15 protein-coding genes are annotated in these 16,818 nt (G+C 57.4%); 6 read left to right on the forward strand and 9 right to left on the reverse strand.

Annotated elements, in window-relative coordinates; genetic code table 11:
- Entirely contained in the window at nucleotides 1-423 is a 423-nt protein-coding gene (gene exbD, locus ACZ3HG_RS08705) for a TonB system transport protein ExbD (protein ID WP_191933746.1), read from the forward strand.
- Between the two features lie 84 nt (nucleotides 424-507).
- Here the strand turns inward: exbD and tcuC are convergent, their stop codons facing one another.
- Complete coding sequence (gene tcuC, locus ACZ3HG_RS08710) at nucleotides 508-1,827, reverse strand: MFS transporter (RefSeq protein ID WP_191933747.1); 1,320 nt, start codon at nucleotides 1,825-1,827, stop codon at nucleotides 508-510.
- Between the two features lie 334 nt (nucleotides 1,828-2,161).
- On the opposite strand from tcuC, the gene ACZ3HG_RS08715 reads away from it, so the two are divergent.
- On the forward strand, nucleotides 2,162-3,055 hold the full coding sequence (locus ACZ3HG_RS08715; protein ID WP_465332691.1) for an SDR family oxidoreductase: 894 nt from the start codon (nucleotides 2,162-2,164) through the stop codon (nucleotides 3,053-3,055).
- A 52-nt stretch (nucleotides 3,056-3,107) separates the two neighbouring features.
- On the opposite strand, the gene ACZ3HG_RS08720 is transcribed toward ACZ3HG_RS08715, so the two are convergent.
- Genes ACZ3HG_RS08720 through ACZ3HG_RS08740 form a run of 5 tightly spaced genes read right to left on the reverse strand, consistent with a single transcriptional unit; the run spans nucleotide 3,108 to nucleotide 8,388 of the window.
- Entirely contained in the window at nucleotides 3,108-4,097 is a 990-nt protein-coding gene (locus ACZ3HG_RS08720; protein WP_465332692.1) for a Csu type fimbrial protein, read from the reverse strand.
- Nucleotides 4,094-6,517 carry a fimbria/pilus outer membrane usher protein gene (locus ACZ3HG_RS08725; RefSeq protein WP_465332693.1) on the reverse strand — a complete coding sequence of 808 codons (2,424 nt, stop codon included), beginning with the start codon at nucleotides 6,515-6,517 and terminating at the stop codon, nucleotides 4,094-4,096. The genes ACZ3HG_RS08720 and ACZ3HG_RS08725 overlap by 4 nt, the downstream gene beginning before the upstream one ends.
- Before the next feature lie 3 nt (nucleotides 6,518-6,520).
- Nucleotides 6,521-7,240 (reverse strand): fimbrial biogenesis chaperone, encoded by a 720-nt coding sequence (locus ACZ3HG_RS08730; protein ID WP_191936313.1) that lies wholly within the window; start codon nucleotides 7,238-7,240, stop codon nucleotides 6,521-6,523.
- Between the two features lie 24 nt (nucleotides 7,241-7,264).
- Nucleotides 7,265-7,789: a Csu type fimbrial protein gene (locus tag ACZ3HG_RS08735; RefSeq protein ID WP_342214466.1), complete on the reverse strand. Its 525-nt coding sequence runs from the start codon at nucleotides 7,787-7,789 to the stop codon at nucleotides 7,265-7,267.
- A 23-nt stretch (nucleotides 7,790-7,812) separates the two neighbouring features.
- Nucleotides 7,813-8,388, reverse strand: a complete 576-nt coding sequence (locus tag ACZ3HG_RS08740; RefSeq protein ID WP_062745880.1) for a spore coat protein U domain-containing protein — start codon at nucleotides 8,386-8,388, stop codon at nucleotides 7,813-7,815.
- A gap of 552 nt (nucleotides 8,389-8,940) precedes the next feature.
- Here ACZ3HG_RS08740 and ACZ3HG_RS08745 point away from each other — a divergent pair.
- Nucleotides 8,941-11,073: a putative bifunctional diguanylate cyclase/phosphodiesterase gene (locus tag ACZ3HG_RS08745; RefSeq protein WP_191933752.1), complete on the forward strand. Its 2,133-nt coding sequence runs from the start codon at nucleotides 8,941-8,943 to the stop codon at nucleotides 11,071-11,073.
- A gap of 64 nt (nucleotides 11,074-11,137) precedes the next feature.
- Entirely contained in the window at nucleotides 11,138-12,553 is a 1,416-nt protein-coding gene (locus ACZ3HG_RS08750; protein WP_191933753.1) for an aminotransferase class I/II-fold pyridoxal phosphate-dependent enzyme, read from the forward strand.
- Nucleotides 12,554-12,584: 31 nt separating this feature from the next.
- On the opposite strand, the gene ACZ3HG_RS08755 is transcribed toward ACZ3HG_RS08750, so the two are convergent.
- Entirely contained in the window at nucleotides 12,585-13,067 is a 483-nt protein-coding gene (locus ACZ3HG_RS08755; protein ID WP_191933754.1) for a YlaC family protein, read from the reverse strand.
- A 201-nt stretch (nucleotides 13,068-13,268) separates the two neighbouring features.
- Here ACZ3HG_RS08755 and ACZ3HG_RS08760 point away from each other — a divergent pair, with 201 nt between their 5' ends.
- Nucleotides 13,269-14,249: a lysozyme inhibitor LprI family protein gene (locus ACZ3HG_RS08760; protein WP_465332694.1), complete on the forward strand. Its 981-nt coding sequence runs from the start codon at nucleotides 13,269-13,271 to the stop codon at nucleotides 14,247-14,249.
- A 20-nt stretch (nucleotides 14,250-14,269) separates the two neighbouring features.
- Here the strand turns inward: ACZ3HG_RS08760 and ACZ3HG_RS08765 are convergent, their stop codons facing one another.
- Nucleotides 14,270-14,725 (reverse strand): hypothetical protein, encoded by a 456-nt coding sequence (locus tag ACZ3HG_RS08765; protein WP_191933756.1) that lies wholly within the window; start codon nucleotides 14,723-14,725, stop codon nucleotides 14,270-14,272.
- On the reverse strand, nucleotides 14,700-15,653 hold the full coding sequence (locus ACZ3HG_RS08770; protein ID WP_465332695.1) for a winged helix-turn-helix domain-containing protein: 954 nt from the start codon (nucleotides 15,651-15,653) through the stop codon (nucleotides 14,700-14,702). The genes ACZ3HG_RS08765 and ACZ3HG_RS08770 overlap by 26 nt, the downstream gene beginning before the upstream one ends.
- 398 nt (nucleotides 15,654-16,051) lie before the next feature.
- Here ACZ3HG_RS08770 and ACZ3HG_RS08775 point away from each other — a divergent pair, with 398 nt between their 5' ends.
- On the forward strand, nucleotides 16,052-16,666 hold the full coding sequence (locus ACZ3HG_RS08775; protein ID WP_465332696.1) for a cupin domain-containing protein: 615 nt from the start codon (nucleotides 16,052-16,054) through the stop codon (nucleotides 16,664-16,666).
- Nucleotides 16,667-16,818: the final 152 nt, after the last annotated feature.

Below are 16,818 nucleotides of genomic sequence, written 5' to 3' on the forward strand. Positions count from 1 at the left end.
ATGGCCATGCGATTTAACGAAGATCTCGATAGCAACGGTGAAATGCACGAAATCAACGTCACGCCGTTTATCGACGTTATGCTGGTGCTGCTGATTATCTTTATGGTCGCCGCGCCGCTGGCCACCGTTGACGTTCGCGTCAATCTGCCTGCTTCCACCAGTTCCCCGCAGCCGCGCCCGGAAAAGCCGGTATACCTGTCTATCAAAGCCGATAACCAGCTGTTTATCGGTAACGATGCCGTGACGCAGGAGACGCTGGTCGAGACGTTAATCAGGCAGACTGAAGGCAAGAAGGACACCACCATCTTCTTCCAGGCCGACAAGACCGTCGATTATGAAACGCTGATGAGTGTCATGGATAAGCTGCGGCAGGCCGGGTATCTGAAGATCGGCCTGATGGGCATGGAAACGACGGGCAAATAAATATTCTGTCGAAGAATGGCGGGGGCGGACCTTTTTCCGGTTGCCCCCGGCGGGCTGACTGCAACAGACGGTCAGCCGCACTCGCTACACCTGAATCGCGGGCTCTTTCAGACGCCGCACCTGATACTGCTTCACCAGCCGCTTAATCATTAATGCCCCTGCCAGCCCACACACCGCAGCAATTGTCAGCCAGACGCCCGGCATCGCTTTATCACCGGTGACATGGATCAGATAGCTGCACATCGCCGGGGTAAATCCGCCAAACAGGGCAGTCGCCAGACTGTAAGCCAGCGAGAAGCCCGTTGCACGCACTTCGGCGGGCATCACCTCGGTCAGGTACACCACCATGGCACCGTTGTAGCTGGCGTAGAGGAAGGAGAGCCACAGCTCGGCTTCCAGCAGGTGCGACAGACTGGGTGATCCCACCAGCCAGTGCAGCACCGGCCAGGCGGTGAGGATCATCAGAACGGTGAACAGCAGCAGCAGCGGACGGCGGCCGTAGCGGTCAGAGAGGGAGCCCATCACCGGCAGCCAGAACAGGTTGGAGATGCCGACGCACAGGGTGACAAAGAAGCTCTGTTTGTCACTCATCATCAACACGGTTTTACCGAACGTTGGCGTAAAGGCGGTGATCATATAGAACATCACCGTGGTGGTGACCACCATCAGCATACCGGCGAGGATCAGCGCCCAGTTACTGCCTACCGAACGCAGAATCTGCTTCATGGACGGGTGATGTTTACGCTGGCTGAACGCTTCGGTCTCTTCCAGCATCCGCCGGATCCAGAACAGGAAGGGGACAATCATACAGCCGATCACAAACGGAATACGCCAGCCCCATTCGCTTACCTCCCCTTTATCCAGCAGATGGTTGAGCAGCAGACCCAGCAGCGCGGCAAAAATTACCGCTATCTGCTGGCTGCCCGACTGCCAGCTGACGTAGAAACCTTTCCTGCCCTTTGGCGCGATTTCCGACAGGTAGACCGACACCCCGCCCAGTTCGACGCCGGCAGAGAAGCCCTGTAACAGGCGTCCCAGCAGGATCAGGATCGGCGCGGCCATCCCGAGCGTGCTGTAGCCGGGCACCACCGCGATGGTCAGCGTGCCGATCGCCATCAGCCCCAGTGTCAGCAGCAGCCCTTTACGACGCCCGTGCTGGTCGATATACGCGCCGAGGATGATTGCACCCAGTGGACGCATCAGGAAACCCGCCCCGAAGGTCATTAGCGTCAGCATCAGGGAGGCAAAGGGGTCATCACCGGGGAAGAAGGTTTTAGCAATGGCGGTAGCGTAATAGCCAAACACCATAAAGTCGTACATTTCGAGGAAATTACCGCTGGTGACATTGAAGATTGTTTTCGCACCGCCCTGCCGCGATGTCCCTGTCGGGGTTGTTGTGGTCATTACCGCATCCTTTGTCTGTTTTTTCTCGTTTTTACCCTGCGGCAGGTGGCGGTGAATGTGATGGCGATCACTGTGTTAATTTACTGTTTGTTCACATTAGTAACCAAAAATTAACAGGAGATAAAAAAGCACAGCTCTGCACATATCCGGACGCTTATTGGCCGCTGCGTTGGGTTATTGTTCATATTTCGTTATATTTTTTTGCATTTGCACACCGTCTTTTTTTTACCAAAAATCAGCGGGATGGCCATTCTGCCGGTTTCTCTTCTCGACAGTTTCTCTGTGCTGACTAGCCTTACTGGTGAACAAAACTGTTATGAACCCAGGAGGAACCATGGCCGACCAATATGAAATGCAGAATCCTCTCACGCAGTATCCCGCCACGGAATATCCTAAACAGCGTCAGCCCGCTCCGGGCGTGCAGGCCGACATGCAGCCCCGGCCTGACTGTGGTGAAAACAGCTATCGCGGCAGCGATCGGTTAAAAGGGCGCAAGGCACTGGTCACCGGCGCCGACTCCGGTATCGGGCGCGCGGCGGCGATTGCCTATGCCCGCGAAGGAGCCGATGTGGCCCTCTCTTATCTGCCAGCCGAGCAGAAAGACGCCGAAGAAGTGGCAAAACTGGTGGAGCAGGCCGGACGCAAAGCCTTCCTGCTGCCCGGCGATGTCAGTCAGGAGGCGTTCAGTAAGAAGCTGGTGGAAGACGCCCGCGAACATCTCGGCGGGCTGGACATCCTGGCGCTGGTGGCCGGTAAGCAGGTGGCGGTAGAAGATATTGCCGACCTGACCACGGAACAGTTCCGCAAAACCTATGAAACTAACGTGTTTTCGCTGTACTGGATCACTCAGGCTGCGATCCCGCACATGCCGCCGGGGGGCAGCATTATCACCACGTCCTCCATTCAGGCCTATCAGCCGAGCCCGCACCTGCTGGACTATGCCTCGACGAAAGCCGCTATCCTTGCCTACACGCGCGGGCTGGCGAAGCAGATCATCAATAAAGGCATCCGCGTGAACTGCGTGGCACCGGGCCCGATCTGGACGGCACTGCAAATCGCGGGCGGGCAGACACAGGATAAGATCCCGGAATTCGGTCAGCAGACACCGATGAAAAGGGCAGGCCAGCCGGCTGAACTGGCACCGGTCTATGTCTATCTGGCTTCTCAGGAGTCCAGCTATGTGACCGCTGAAGTCCACGGCGTCACTGGCGGTAACCACCTGGGTTAACCGCCTGCGGCGGGGCGTCAACCCCGCCCCATCTGCCTGATAACTAGCCTGCTCAGAACGATAAATCCACCGTCACCGTATCGCTGTAATTTCCGGCCACCGGTGTGGCCTGACTGGTCAGCACCTGCGCATTGTAATTAAAGGTCCGCGTTAAGCCGTCACCGCTGACGGCATTCGCTGCGGTACTGGCCATCCGGTCAGGGGCCGTACTGCCCCAGCGAGAGGTTCCTGATCCTTTATAAATCTCATAGGCCAGCTTCCCCGTTGTGGTAGCGCTGGTCATATAGCGCTGCGTCCCCACGGCATTCAGGCCGTTACTCAGACCCACCGTATAAGTGCTGCCTTTGGTGCAGATGACGTTAATCGACTGGCTGATGCTGTTAAAGCTGCTGACCAGCGGTGCGCTGCCAAAGCTGACCGCCGGTGCGGTGATGGTGGTACAGTCTTTGGAAATCGCCATGTTAACGATAATCGACTGTGCGCTGGTGCCGGTCTGCTGCGAGCCCAGCAGGCAGGCCCCGAGCAGACCGACGCCGGTACAGACATCGTAGTTCACCGTCACCGTCAGTGTGACGGTGTAGTTTCCCTCCGCCACCACGGCACCCGGTACTGTTCGCAGATAAAGGGGGACATTAAACACCACCTGTCCGACGCCACCGATGTTCAGGCCGAGCAGCTGGCTGCGGGACAGGGTATAAATTGTACCGTTGAGCCCCAGTTCGTTGCTGCAGTTAACATCGGAACAGAGCTGCAGCGGGATCAGATCCGTGTTCAGCTTCAGTGCCCCCCGACTGCCCGTGGTGGCAACGGCAGTGGCTCCGGTCAGCTGCAGCTTGATGCTGTCGCTGGAGAGCAGGGCCAGTACACCGCCACCGCAGTTGACGGTGATATTGCGCTGAACAGTGCCTGGCGTGGTATTGACCGTAAACGAGCTGACGCCGCCAAAGCTGGCCGTCACCGTGGGCGTCGTACAGAGCGCCATCGCGGGCAGGGTGCCCGCCATCAGCAGAAGGGCGCTATACAGCAGCAGTCGTATTCTCATGGTGTGTTTCCGTAGGGTGGCTGTGGCAGCGTGCAGACCAGCGGACCGTAAGTGGTCAGGGAAGCAGGACGTCCACCGGACAGCGTGAGCACGGTGTCACAGCGGCGTCCGTCCGGGGTTGTGGCATGAATCGGGTTCTCTCCGGCCAGGTTCTCCAGCCAGGTAATGCCGTCCCAGCCGACAAAGGTAGAGGGCTGGCCAGGGCGATCGATCTGCGTCGACAGCGGCAGCGGCTTGCCGTCCTGGTCGTGCAGGATCACGCTGGCGGCGCGCAGCGGTTCAATCGGGAAGTGCAGCAGGTAACCGCTCTGCCGCTTGACGGAAAAACGCTGCTCGACGCTGCTGGCGGCCATATTCGCCGGCAGATCGAGCGTGTCGATATCATACTTTGCCGGATAATAGGAGCTCACCTGCGGCACCAGCAGATAGCCATTTTGATCGGTTTTGCCCATCAGCTGGTTTTCAAAGCGGACGTTGATGGCCGGGTAATCGGTTTTCACCAGCACAAAGGCATCCGTCACCTGGTTGGCGGCAAAGACGCTGCCGTCCATCAGCACCAGCGAACCGGAGATATCGGCAAACTCCGTGCTGTAGCGATCGTCGCCGTAGAAGCCGGCTGACGTTTCTACCTTCTGGTCCCGCCAGCGCAGACTGCCCTGACGATAACTGCCGCCCTCGCTCTGATTGGCCACCGAGGCATCCCAGGCCAGACCGCCGTCGGTAGGCATGGAGTGGGACAGGCTGAGTCGCTCTGAGGTCCCTCCCTGTTGATTACGCTCCACGTTGACGCTGGCGTTGCTCAGTTCGCCGAAGGGGATTGTCAGGCCAACCGCGCCGGACCAGTCACCGCGCTCCCGATCGCGGCTGGCCGAGACATACAGGCTTGAGCTGCCCCACAGGCTTTTGCTCCACGACAGGTTCATCAGCCGGGTGCGGCTGCCGTCACCGCTGGTAATATCAATCAGCGCCGCGCCGACGCTGCCAAAGCGATCCAGCGATACGCTGGCGTTATACTGGGCGCTGCGACGGCTGAGAGTATTGAACTCCCTGATCTCACTGCTGTTTTCACGGTCGGCATACAGAGCGAGGTTGCCAAAGCCGGTGGTGCGCTGAGTTTGCTGCATACCGAGGCTGAAGCGGCTGGTGCTGTACTGGTAGCCCCAGCCGTATTGTCTGCCGTGGTCGCCCTGCATCTGGCTCTGGCTGACCGAGCCGTTAACCACGCCGTACGCTCCCAGCTTTAACTGCATTCCGGCCCCTCCCAGCGCCAGCGATGGAGCGGCTTCGGCGTGGCTTTCCAGCGTCAGCCAGTCGGTCAGGCCGTAGCGGTAGGAGCCGCTGGACGCCGCAGAGCCGTAATCAAAGCTCTTCAGACCATAGTTCTGGCGCAGAGCCCCGGCAGAGAGGGCGTAATCAGAGAGGCCCGTTTTCAGCAGGTCGCTGGCGACGTAGAACGGCAAGGTGGTACTGATGCGGCGACCCTGCGCATCGGTGGTGACCACCACGGCATTCCCGGCCCCGTTAACAAACGGCATATTGGTCAGCGAGTAAGGGCCCGGCTGGACATTGTTAGAACTGGTTTTATAACCGTTTACGAACAGATCCACCGTGGAAGGAACCGCCGCCTGGCCGGAGAAGGAGGGCAGCGGGTAGGTCACCAGGTCGGGGCGCAGCGAAAAATCACGCCCCAGCTGGATCCCGCCCAGGCGCACGCTGCTGCTCCACGCCAGCGAGTCGCTGATCAGGTCACCGACCTGCCAGTTCAGTGCGTTCTCTTCATTCTGACTGGACCACCAGGTGTCATAGCGGATGTAGCCATTTTTCAGGTAACCCTCTTCGCCGGAAAGCTGCTGCTGATAGTTACCGTTACTGATGAACTGGCCGTAACCGCCAAACAGACGCAGCTCATTCCAGGCGGACAGGCGGGAACCGCCGCCGGTAGTATGGCTGGTATACAGGTCGTAGTTGAACAGCGCTCCGTTACTGCTGCGTCCCTCAAAGCGTGGTCCGTTACGGGTCGTTCCGGCAAAGGTTTGTGCGGGCAGCCATTCCGGGGGAACCGTCAGCGAAATGCGCTGGCGCTGACGGTCATAATCGACCCTGACCCGATCCAGGGTGGAAACATCCATCAGCGATGAGGTGATATGCGCAGTCGGGATGCCGGCCTGCTGCAGGTCAGCGGCGCGCAGCAGGTAATGGCCGTCACGAAACTGTACCGGTACCACCAGGCCGCGATCGTCGTCGTTCACCACCAGCCCCAGCATAAAGGCCTGTTCGTTCGCCGTGGTGGTACTGGCACCGGGCGGGGGCGGCAGCGAGGTATAGACTTCCGCACTGCCGGTCAGCGGAGACAGGCAGGTCAGCAGGCCGGTGAAGGCCAGGGTGCAGTGCCCTCCCGGCACCGGACGGTATCTGTTCATCTGCTAGCGTGCTGAACTGGTACTGCGCCAGGTCTGTTTGTGTTCCAGCTGTGCGCTGATTTCAGCACGCCCGGACGCCGGGAAGCTTAACGGGAAGGTGTTACTGGAGTTGGCCAGCACATACCCCAGCAGGCTGCCGGAGAGCGATCGCCCACCCAGCGTCACATTGCTTAACCGGGCATGCGTACTGCCCCGATTGGTGATTTCCAGCGCCTGCTTACCCTCGCGGTTAACCAGCTGCCAGCTGAGTTCCGGGCGGGCGGTGTCGGGGTCGAGGCCGCTGCCATAGACAAACAGTGGCACGGAATACCGCATCTGGAACGTCAGTCCGGCCTGATTTTCCCCCGGGGCCCTGGGGGTGGGGATCTCATCCAGCAGCACGCGGTAAGCGAGCTCCTGGCCTGCCGTGGGCGGCGTCTGGTTGATCAGACGCACCATCTGGCGCTTACCGGGTTCAATGCGCACCACCGGCGGGCTGGCGAGCACCTGCTGCTGGGTCTGATACTGTTCCTGGCCGTTCACCTGCTGCCAGCTGAAGACGCGCACCTGCATCAGTGTGGTGCTTGCCCCCCGGTTTTCCAGCCACAGTTCGGTGGCTTTCTCGTTGTGGCTGAGTTTGGGGTCGATGGGCCAGATGAGCACGGAATTACCGGCCTGGGCCTTCAGCGACATTACGCCGCAAAGCAGGACAAAAAACAGTCCCGGAAAGGTATATTTCTTCATTATTGCTCCTTGTACTGCCCGACATTACCAGCTCAATATCACCGTCAGCGTGTCGCTGTAGGTGCCGGCCCGGTTCACGCCACTCAGCTGTAACTGACCGTAGATGGGCAGCATAATATTGTTGGCATTACCCAGCGGCACTGCCACGTCCTGATTGACCGGGATAGACGTCGTGTGGGCGGCGTTGGTGTAGAGGTTGTACGCCACCAGGCTGGTGTTACCCGCCACTTTCAGATTGCGCGTGGTGGTATAGTTGCTGCCGCCGTCAATGCGCATATTCAGCGTGGTACCGGGCGTGCAGGCCAGCGTAATGCCAGCGTTCTGCACATAGGCCGCACTGGCAGTGACGCTGCCCACCCCGGGCTGCGTACCAAAATCGAGCGTGCCGAAAGAGGACGTACCGGCACCGGAGATCACGCAGCCGTTCACCACCGAGGCACTCACCGTAAAGTTCACGCTGGGCAACGCCTGCGCACTGCTGCTGTAGATCAGCAACAGCAGGATCAGCGGATAAAGGGCGTCCGCGGCGCAGTACACCCGCTTCCACACGATGCGTTCCCTTATCGCGACAATCAGTAATTCACTGCGACGTTAATCGTGTCCTGATAGGTCGCGGCCGGAATGGCGACGTTATTGTTGCCCCCGCCGGTTATACGGCCGTAGATCGGGTAGTTATCCCCGTTCGCCGGGTCGGGCGTCCCGGCGCTGACCAGGTTAGTGTTGTTGGCTATCGGGGTGGTGTAGTTGGTGCTGCCGTACAGGGTATAGGCAATACCCACGGTGGCGGTGGTGGCATTGATCAGATAGCGGGGCTGCGTGGTTTCTGCCCCGTAAACTGTGGTGGGTTTGGCGCTGCTGCTGGTGATCTGCACCGAATAGGTTGAGCCGGTTGAGCAGCGGACAAAGATACCGTTACCCAGGGATCCGACGAGGGTGGCTGATAGCGTATCGAAGGTCGCCGGGCTGGTACCGAAGTCCAGGTTACCGAAGTTGACGCCGGTACTGTTGGTGGCCAACTGTCCATTGACCAGACAGCCTGCGGTCAGGATCAGTTTAGCGGCAATACTTCCGGTGGTCGTGGCGGCATAGCCTGAACTGGCTACACCCAGGCTCAGGCCGCAACCCAGCAGTAAAAGCTTCATTTTCATAACCATTCCTTACTGATTAGAGTGATGAACGTGCTTTTCCGCCTGATGGAACAGTGTCGTCAGCAGGGCTGAATCAACAATGAAAATAATCAAAACCCTTTAGCGGGTAAAATATCACGTAAGGAATAGTCTGTTATTTGAATTAACGCGTTAGCATTCATTAGCGTAACTATAGATCAGCTCATGCCCCGCTGATAAGCGAATCGTAAAAATATTATTTATGTGTTAACAAGATCATGGATAAGTGCGCTTTCAGCCCAGCTGTGACGGGGGTGTGAAATTTTCAACAATATTTACTGGCGGCTCTAGGCTATTTATCAGGCCAGTGCTATGTTCACTGCAGAAGACGAGTAAGTTTAATAAACTTTATAAATTATAGGGCTATATCCCATCGCTGAAAAAAAACGTTTCAGCGTCCTCCTCTTTCCCGTTACTCGGCTAAAGCTGGCTGATTTTTAGCCGATAAAACAGGCTTCAGCCCGATTAATTTTTTTAATGACACCGGGCCACCACACACTAAGTCAACATGGCTTCTGCATTCGAGACTGTCCTATGCTCATGAGTTCGTACGATCAACTGCTGGTTATCGTCTCTTTCATCGTCGCGTTCCTTGCCTCCTACACCGCGCTGGATATGGCGGGGCGGGTGGCAACCTCCACGGGGAAAGTGGCCAGAGTCTGGCTTTTCGGCGGTGGCTTCGCGATGGGCGTAGGTATCTGGTCGATGCACTTTATCGGCATGCTGGCGATGAGCCTGCCGATGGTCATGAGCTACAGCGCCAGCCTGACGGTGGTGTCGATGGTGATTGCGGTCGCTGCCTCTATTTTTGCCCTGTGGATCGTCTGTTATGGCGAGCTGCCGTGGTACCGGCTGTGCGGCGGCGCGGCCATCATGGGCAGCGGTGTGGTGGCGATGCACTACACCGGCATGGCCGCGCTGGCAATCCAGCCGGGGATCATCTGGGACTGGCGCTGGATCTGGCTGTCAGTGGTGATCGCGCTGGTGGCGTCCGGCGTGGCGCTGTGGCTGGCCTTCCGCCTGCGTCAGGGCATCGGCCGCCTTGCCCTGATGCGCAGCGGGGCCGCGATGATCATGGGCGTGGCCATTGCCGGGATGCACTACACCGGCATGGCCGCCGCCAGCTTTCCGATGGACAGCCATGCCACGCACCTTGGTGTGAACAGCAACTGGCTGGCGATTCTGGTGGTGGTGGTCACGCTGGCGATCCTCGGGATTACCCTGCTGGTCTCCATGCTGGATGCCCGTCTGCAGGCGCGGACGTCCGTACTGGCCTCATCGCTGGCGGAAGCCAACCGCGAACTGGCACAGCTGGCGCTGCATGACAATCTGACCCGTCTGCCAAACCGCATTCTGCTGGAAGACCGTCTGGATCAGGCCATCAATAAGGCCACACGTGAAGACTCGAAATTTGCCCTGATGTTTATGGATCTGGATGGCTTCAAAGCCGTCAATGACGCCTTCGGTCACCATATCGGCGACAGTCTGCTGATCGCGGTTGCCGAACGCATGCGGGAAAAAGTCGAAGGGCACCATACCCTGGCGCGACTGGGCGGGGATGAATTTGTCTTGCTGATTGAAATCGATGACCCCAATGATGCCGCTGTGGTTGCAGACTCGCTGGTGAAAGCGGTGGAACGGCCATTTGCTATCTCCCGCTATGAGCTGGTGGTCTCTTTGAGTATCGGTATTGCGGTCTTCCCGGGCGACGGTCACGACGAGCGTGAGCTGATGTTTAACGCGGATGCCGCCATGTACCACACTAAAAATAATGGCCGTAACGGATACAGCTTCTTCCAGCCCTCGATGAATACCATTGCGCAGAATCAGCTGCAGCTGATCAACGATCTGTGGCTGGCGCAGGAGAACGACGAGCTGCGCCTGTTCTATCAGCCCAAGTTCTGTGCGCCGCGCGGACCCATTATCGGCTTCGAGGCGCTGCTGCGCTGGCAGCATCCCCAGCGCGGACTGCTGACGCCGGACGTCTTTTTGCCGCTGGCGGAAAAAACCGGGCTGATTGTCAGCATGGGTAACTGGGTTATTGGTGAAGCCTGCCGCCAGCTGCGCTGCTGGCATTTGCAGGGGCACAGCGAGTGGTCGGTGGCGGTGAACCTGTCGGCGCTGCAGTTTGAACAGGCCGGGCTGGTGGAAACCGTGATCAGGGCGCTGGAAACGCACCACATATCCCCTGAGCTGCTGACGCTGGAGGTCACCGAAACCACCGCCATGCGCGACCCGGATGAGAGTATCCGCATTCTGACGCAGCTAACCGAACTGGGGGTGAAAGCCTCTATCGATGATTTTGGCACGGGTTATTCCAGCCTGTTGTACCTGAAACGCTTACCGGCCAGCGAGCTGAAAATCGATCGTGCCTTCGTCAAAGAGCTGCAGGCACAGACCGAGGACGCCACCATCGTCACCGCCATTGTTGCCCTGGCACAGACACTGAATCTGAAGGTGGTGGCCGAAGGGGTGGAAACCGCCGAGCAGCAGGCCTTTCTGACCGGGCTGGGCTGCAATACGCTGCAGGGCTACCTGCTGGGTCGTCCGGTACCGGCGGACAAAGTGCCTGAGCTGAAACAGTATGTGGATGAGGATGACAGGGAGACGCTGGAGGTGGCCGCCCCAAAGCTGGCAACCATCGTGCCGCTCCCTGATGCGGTGTGATTTACTGCCGCGGGCTGCCGACCTATAATAGTTTACACTTTCGTTAAAACGGTCTGTAACAGTCGTGGCAAAATATGAACAGCTGGTGGCACAGATCCAACAGCAAATTGAAACGGATATCTGGCAGCCGGGGGAAAAACTTCCCTCGCTGCGTCAGCAGGTAGAGCTGAGTGGCATGAGCCTGATGACGGTAATGCACGCCTATCAGGTACTGGAAAGCCAGGGATGGATCCAGTCGCGCCCCCAGTCAGGCTACTACGTTGCCCCCCGCGCCGAATTTCTCAGCCAGCCGCCGACCCACCAGAAGGTGCAACTGGCCGAATCGGTGGATATTAATGCGTTTATCTTCGACGTGCTGCAGGCCTGCCGCGACCCGCAGATCGTTCCGTTTGGCTCGGCGTTTCCTGACCCGGAGCTGTTTCCCCAACGCCAGCTGATGCGTGCCCTGACCACCGTTTCCCACAGCATGAAAGCCGTTGATGCTCTGCATAATCTGCCGCCGGGGAATGAAGCGCTGCGCAAAACGCTGGCGCAGCGCTACGCCCTGCAGGGTATTCAGGTTTCCCCTGATGAAATCGTGATCACTAACGGGGCGATGGAGGCGCTGAACCTCAGCCTGCAGGCACTGACCGAACCCGGTGACTGGGTGGCCATTGAAAACCCCTCGTTTTACGGTGCGCTCCAGGCCATTGAACGCCTCAAGCTGAAAAGCGTGGCGATTGCCAGCGATCCGCAGACGGGGATCGATCTTGACGAACTGAGCCGTTCGCTGTCCCGCTGGCCGATCAAAGCGCTGTGGATGATGACCAACCAGCAGAACCCGGTAGGCTGCACGCTGAGTAAAGAGAAGAAGGAACAGCTGGTGGCGCTGCTGGCCCGGCACGACGTGGCGCTGATCGAGGATGATGTCTACAGTGAGCTCTATGTGGGCCATGAGAAGCCTCTGCCAGCTAAGGCTTTCGATCGCCAGGACAACGTGCTGCACTGCTCCTCTTTTTCTAAAAACCTGGTGGCGGGATTTCGTGTCGGCTGGGTGGCGGCGGGCAAACATGCCCAGCGCATTCAGCGCTTACAGCTGATGAGCACCCTGTCGACCAGCGCACCCATGCAGCAGGCGCTGGCAACTTACCTCGGAACCCGCAGCTATGACCGCCATCTGCGGCGTCTGCGTCAGGTGCTGGAGCAGCGTAAAAATCTGGCACGTCAGGTACTGAAACGACATCTGCCGCCGGGGGCGCAGATTAATGATTCGCGGGGCGGGTACTTTTTGTGGGTGGAGCTGCCGAAGCAGGTGAACACCACCGAGCTGTATTACCGTGCGCTGGAAAAGAATATCAGTATTGCCCCGGGAAAGATGTTCTCCTCCAGCGAGCAGTACGCCAACTATTTCCGCTTTAACACCGCCTGGTGGCATGAATCGCAGGAAGCCGCGGTCGCCACGCTCGGCAGCCTGATCGCAGACCTTATGCTTTCCCCGTAGGGACGGACCTTTTCCGGCCCGTCCGGCCGGTTTACACCGTAGCGGCGCTTTTCTGACCCCAGGTCAGATGGAAGACGTCATAAAAATCGACTTCGCCCTTCAGGGAAAGCAGTTTGTTAATTCCCTGCTTCACTTTTTCCGGCACTTTCTCATTACTGAGAATATCGCCCACCGCCTGGTCAGACAGCGTACGGACATAATACCATTCGCCGTTGTAGCAGACGCGCAGGTCGAGGGTATCAATGTCCTCGAAGCGATATTTCGGGTTGACGTCCATCAGCATCAGACCGCTCATCAGCAGTACGAAAATCGTCGCGCCCCAGAAAGCGGGCCAGCCAAGAAAATCCGTGGTGAAGATCAGCGCGACGGTCAGGATGTAACAGCCATACATTGATGCCCACAGGCCCGGATGGGTCTTGAGAAACTGAAAACTAAAGCGCGGTTTGTTGTCGCGCTGCTCCTCGCGATTCAGGGTGTCGATCTCGCGCAGCAATATTTTTTTTACTTCTTCCATTTTTTACCTCTGCAAAAGAGTGCGGGCAGAGTGAAAGTAAACCATGTTTGAACCTATAATAGCAGGCACAGTTTTCGGTTATTCAGCTATAACAGTTGCTCACAGGGATGGGCCCGTCGTCATCGCCGGTGACGAAGTGTAAAATTCAGGCTCCCCCTGAGGGCCTGCTTATTATGGATTAAATGACCCAAGATGATGTTAATGAAAACCCCTACGCTTATCGGCTTCGCGCTGCTGCTCTGCTCCTTTACCGCCAGTGCAACCGACTGTGGGCGTGCCGCCACCGTGGTGGAAAATACCATTTGTGACAATCCTGAACTGGTGTGGCTGGATCAGGTCTTCAACAACGCCTTCAGTGAGCTGTTAATCAGCGACCCGCCGCATTTTACCCGGATCGCGCAGGCGATGATGCGCGAACGTAACGCCTGCGTCAGTAACAGCTGCCTGCGCAGTGCTTATCTGGGGGGACTCAGCCAGCTGTACGGGGCCGATCGTGAAATGGACTGGCAGGGGGTCTGGTGGAATATGAGCGCGCCCCACGGCAACGGAGGCAAGATCCGCATCACCCAGTTTGCGGGCAATGAATTTAACCTGGATGCCACGGTCTGGGGCGGCTTCTACCAGTCATCCTTCAGCGGCAAAGTGACGCTGACCGAGGGTGTCGGCTTCACCAACACGATCCTTTGGGGCGGCGGGTGTGCGCTGGTGCTGACGCCCCGCCCGGACAACCGTATTGAAGTCGCCAGTGACTCGCACGGACGCTGCGATATGCTGCTGCCGGGCAGGATGTCGATAGACGGCGTGTATGTGAAAGCGGCAAAAGACCCACGTCCGGCCGCCACGCTGCTGACGCTGGGTATTTTTCCCGATAAGGCGCTGGACGACCGTTTCCGTCAGCTGGTGGGCAAAGACTATGCAGAATACCTCGCCACCGCTACCAGCTTTGTGTACAGCCAGGATCTCGATCAGCAGGGGGCAACGGTTCTCACGCTGTGGGTCAAGGGCATGGCAAACCGGCGGTCAGCCATGATTATGTATAACCCGGAAGGAAAAATCTGGGCGCTGCGGGTGAGCCCCGATAACAGCAACGGGGTACAGGTAGTTTATGTCACCACGGAAAAAGACAAGGAGACGATGCCCAAAACGCTGCGTACCTGGCGCGCCCGTTTTACTGACCGCTGAGAAAGAAAACGATCGCTGCGCTAGCGATAGCGCAGCATTTGCCCGGAGGGGGTGATCATCAGACGCTCCCTGCCCAGACGCAGGGTGTCAAAGCGCACGCTGTTATTTTCCGCATACCCAAGAATATTTTTAATCATCCGCATCTGGCCATCGTCTGAATAATAAATCTTATGGAAGGTAAACATCACACCCTCCGCATTCTGGCTCTGTTTTTCCAGACTGACTTTGGCCATAAAGCGATTATCGTTAGGGCTGGTCAGCGTCAGCAACACGGTATTCCCTTTGCCATCGAATTGCGTATCGTAAATCTCACGCTGGCGCGCCAGCAGGTCATAATATCCCAGCTGCAGAGTGGCCTTGATGAAGTCCTGCGTAAACAGCCCGCTACCGGTTGGCAGATATTTCGCCACCGCCACCGCCACGGGAACCAGCAGGGTCACAACCAGTAAGCTAATTGACGCAGTTGGCCATTTCATTAATTTTTCTCTCGCCTTCCCGATAGATCAGGGCGCTCAATTGAGCACCATCTGTACGCCAGTTGATAATGTTCATCGCCAGCTGTTTACGATCGCACTGATTAGATAACGTCATGGTGTAGTTCAGCGTGGTGCCGGAGATGTAATAAAAAATCTCCATATTCACCTGCTTATTCTTCAGGTTTTGATTGAGGGTAAACAGCACGGGTCCCAGCAGCTTATTTAAATCATAGGACGCCGACGCGCTCTCCCAGCCCCGGCGTAACTCCATCAGCTGAATATGGCTGTACGGCACGGAGTTTTTCTCTATCAGTTTGCTGCTCGGCAGCGGGAACAGCGTTCGTCCGGCCCACACCAGTACCAGCAGCAGCAGCAGCACCTGAGCAACAATAAGCCAGAGCCAGAACCGGCGGCGGGCAGGTGTGTATGTCTCTGCCTGTATCACCGGCGTTAACAGCGGCGGAGGGACAGACGTTCCGCCCGGGGAATAGTCCGCCGGTAACACGTCCCGCCGGTTTTCGCTGGCGGAGCCCGCGTACCCGGCGTCGTCAGCTGCCTCTGAATTATCCATGCCGTCAGGGGGTTCGACCTCGCGGGATATACGCTGGCAAAACTCAGCCTCAAGGATATAGCCCTTTTTGGGAATGGTTTTGATAATGCGCTGCTGTTTACCGTCATCTTCCAGGGCGACACGCAGGGCATGAATGGCATTCGGCAGACTGTTATTGCCAATAACCCGTCTTTCCCAGACCAGCGTATTCAGCTCTTCCCGGGAGAGGATTTCACCCGCATGTTCTGCCAGTACCTGCAGCAGCCTGAGCTGATATTCACCCAGCCGACGCTGTTCACCACTTCCCTGGTGAAGCAACGTCCCGGATGCAAAATCAATGTACCAATGGTGAATAATATAATCCGCAGTCGCAGTCATAAAGTGTCGTATATCAGAAAGTCAGTGAGTGATAGTGAGGCTTTTTCTGGCGTGTACAGGAATTAACCGGTAATTACCTGTTAAGAATCTTCTTATATTAGCGCATCAGACAGTTGAACCGGAATTGTTATCGTTATTTTTATCTGAATAAGACGGCTAAGCAATGATTATAATCGTGATTTGTTATTGTCACCGCAGGGTAGCGGGGAGGTGATGCGGAAGCAGGAGGCGTAATCGAGGAGAAATACGCCCTTCATTGCGCAAAGAATTTGGCTTAAGTTCAGTTAAATTAATAAGTTATGTGATCTGCCACGCGAAGAAAACATTGCAAGCTGGTGGAATAATGCCACAATTAATTTAACAAACTCTCAACAAGGAACTTGACCCAGGAGCCTGATATGTTGACTACTTCTCGCAGTGTAATGTTAATGATGTCGTTTGCTGCCGGGACCTTTGCTGCAGGTGCCTCCTCAAACCCGCGCCATCTGATACTGGCGCAGCCTTCTCAGGGTATTCCCAATAACCCGCTGCCGTTAATTATCTATCCACAAGTGGTCCCGGAAGAGGACGACGAAGGGGTTGAAGACAGCACGCCCGTTGATCTGGCCGAGTGGTTCAGCGCTGAATTTGGCCGCCATGGCTGGCCGGTGAGCTGGCATGCTCCAATGTACCCCTATACCCATTATCATCCGAATACCCATGAGCTGCTGGGTATCACCTGCGGCTGGGCAGAGATCCTGTTCGGTGGCGAAAGCGGGCGTATGGTGACCGTTTACGCCGGGGACGTAGTGCTGATCCCGGCAGGTGTCGGCCATCAGCAAATCGCCGCCAGCGACGACTTCATGGCCGTGGGCGCTTATCCCCCGGGCGTGACGCCAAAAACCCTGCGCGACGAGCAGGCTTTGATGGAACAGTCTATCCTTGAAATAAAACGTGTCGCGATGCCTGAGACCGACCCTGTGACCGGTGGGGAAGGCGCACTGACGGAGGTCTGGCACCCGCTGGCACAGTAAGAACGGGTCTGGTCAGTTTACCGGCCATGCCCCACCCGGGCAGGGCTTAACATCTTCACGAACCCGGTGAATGCACCGGTCTTTCCGCGCTGCCCGTGCCTGACCTGGCTGCGACCGTCACATCTTCAGGAGCCGGTTCTCATCGCTCCAGC

The organism is Erwinia sp. PME.40.26/001 (genome assembly GCF_055556675.1).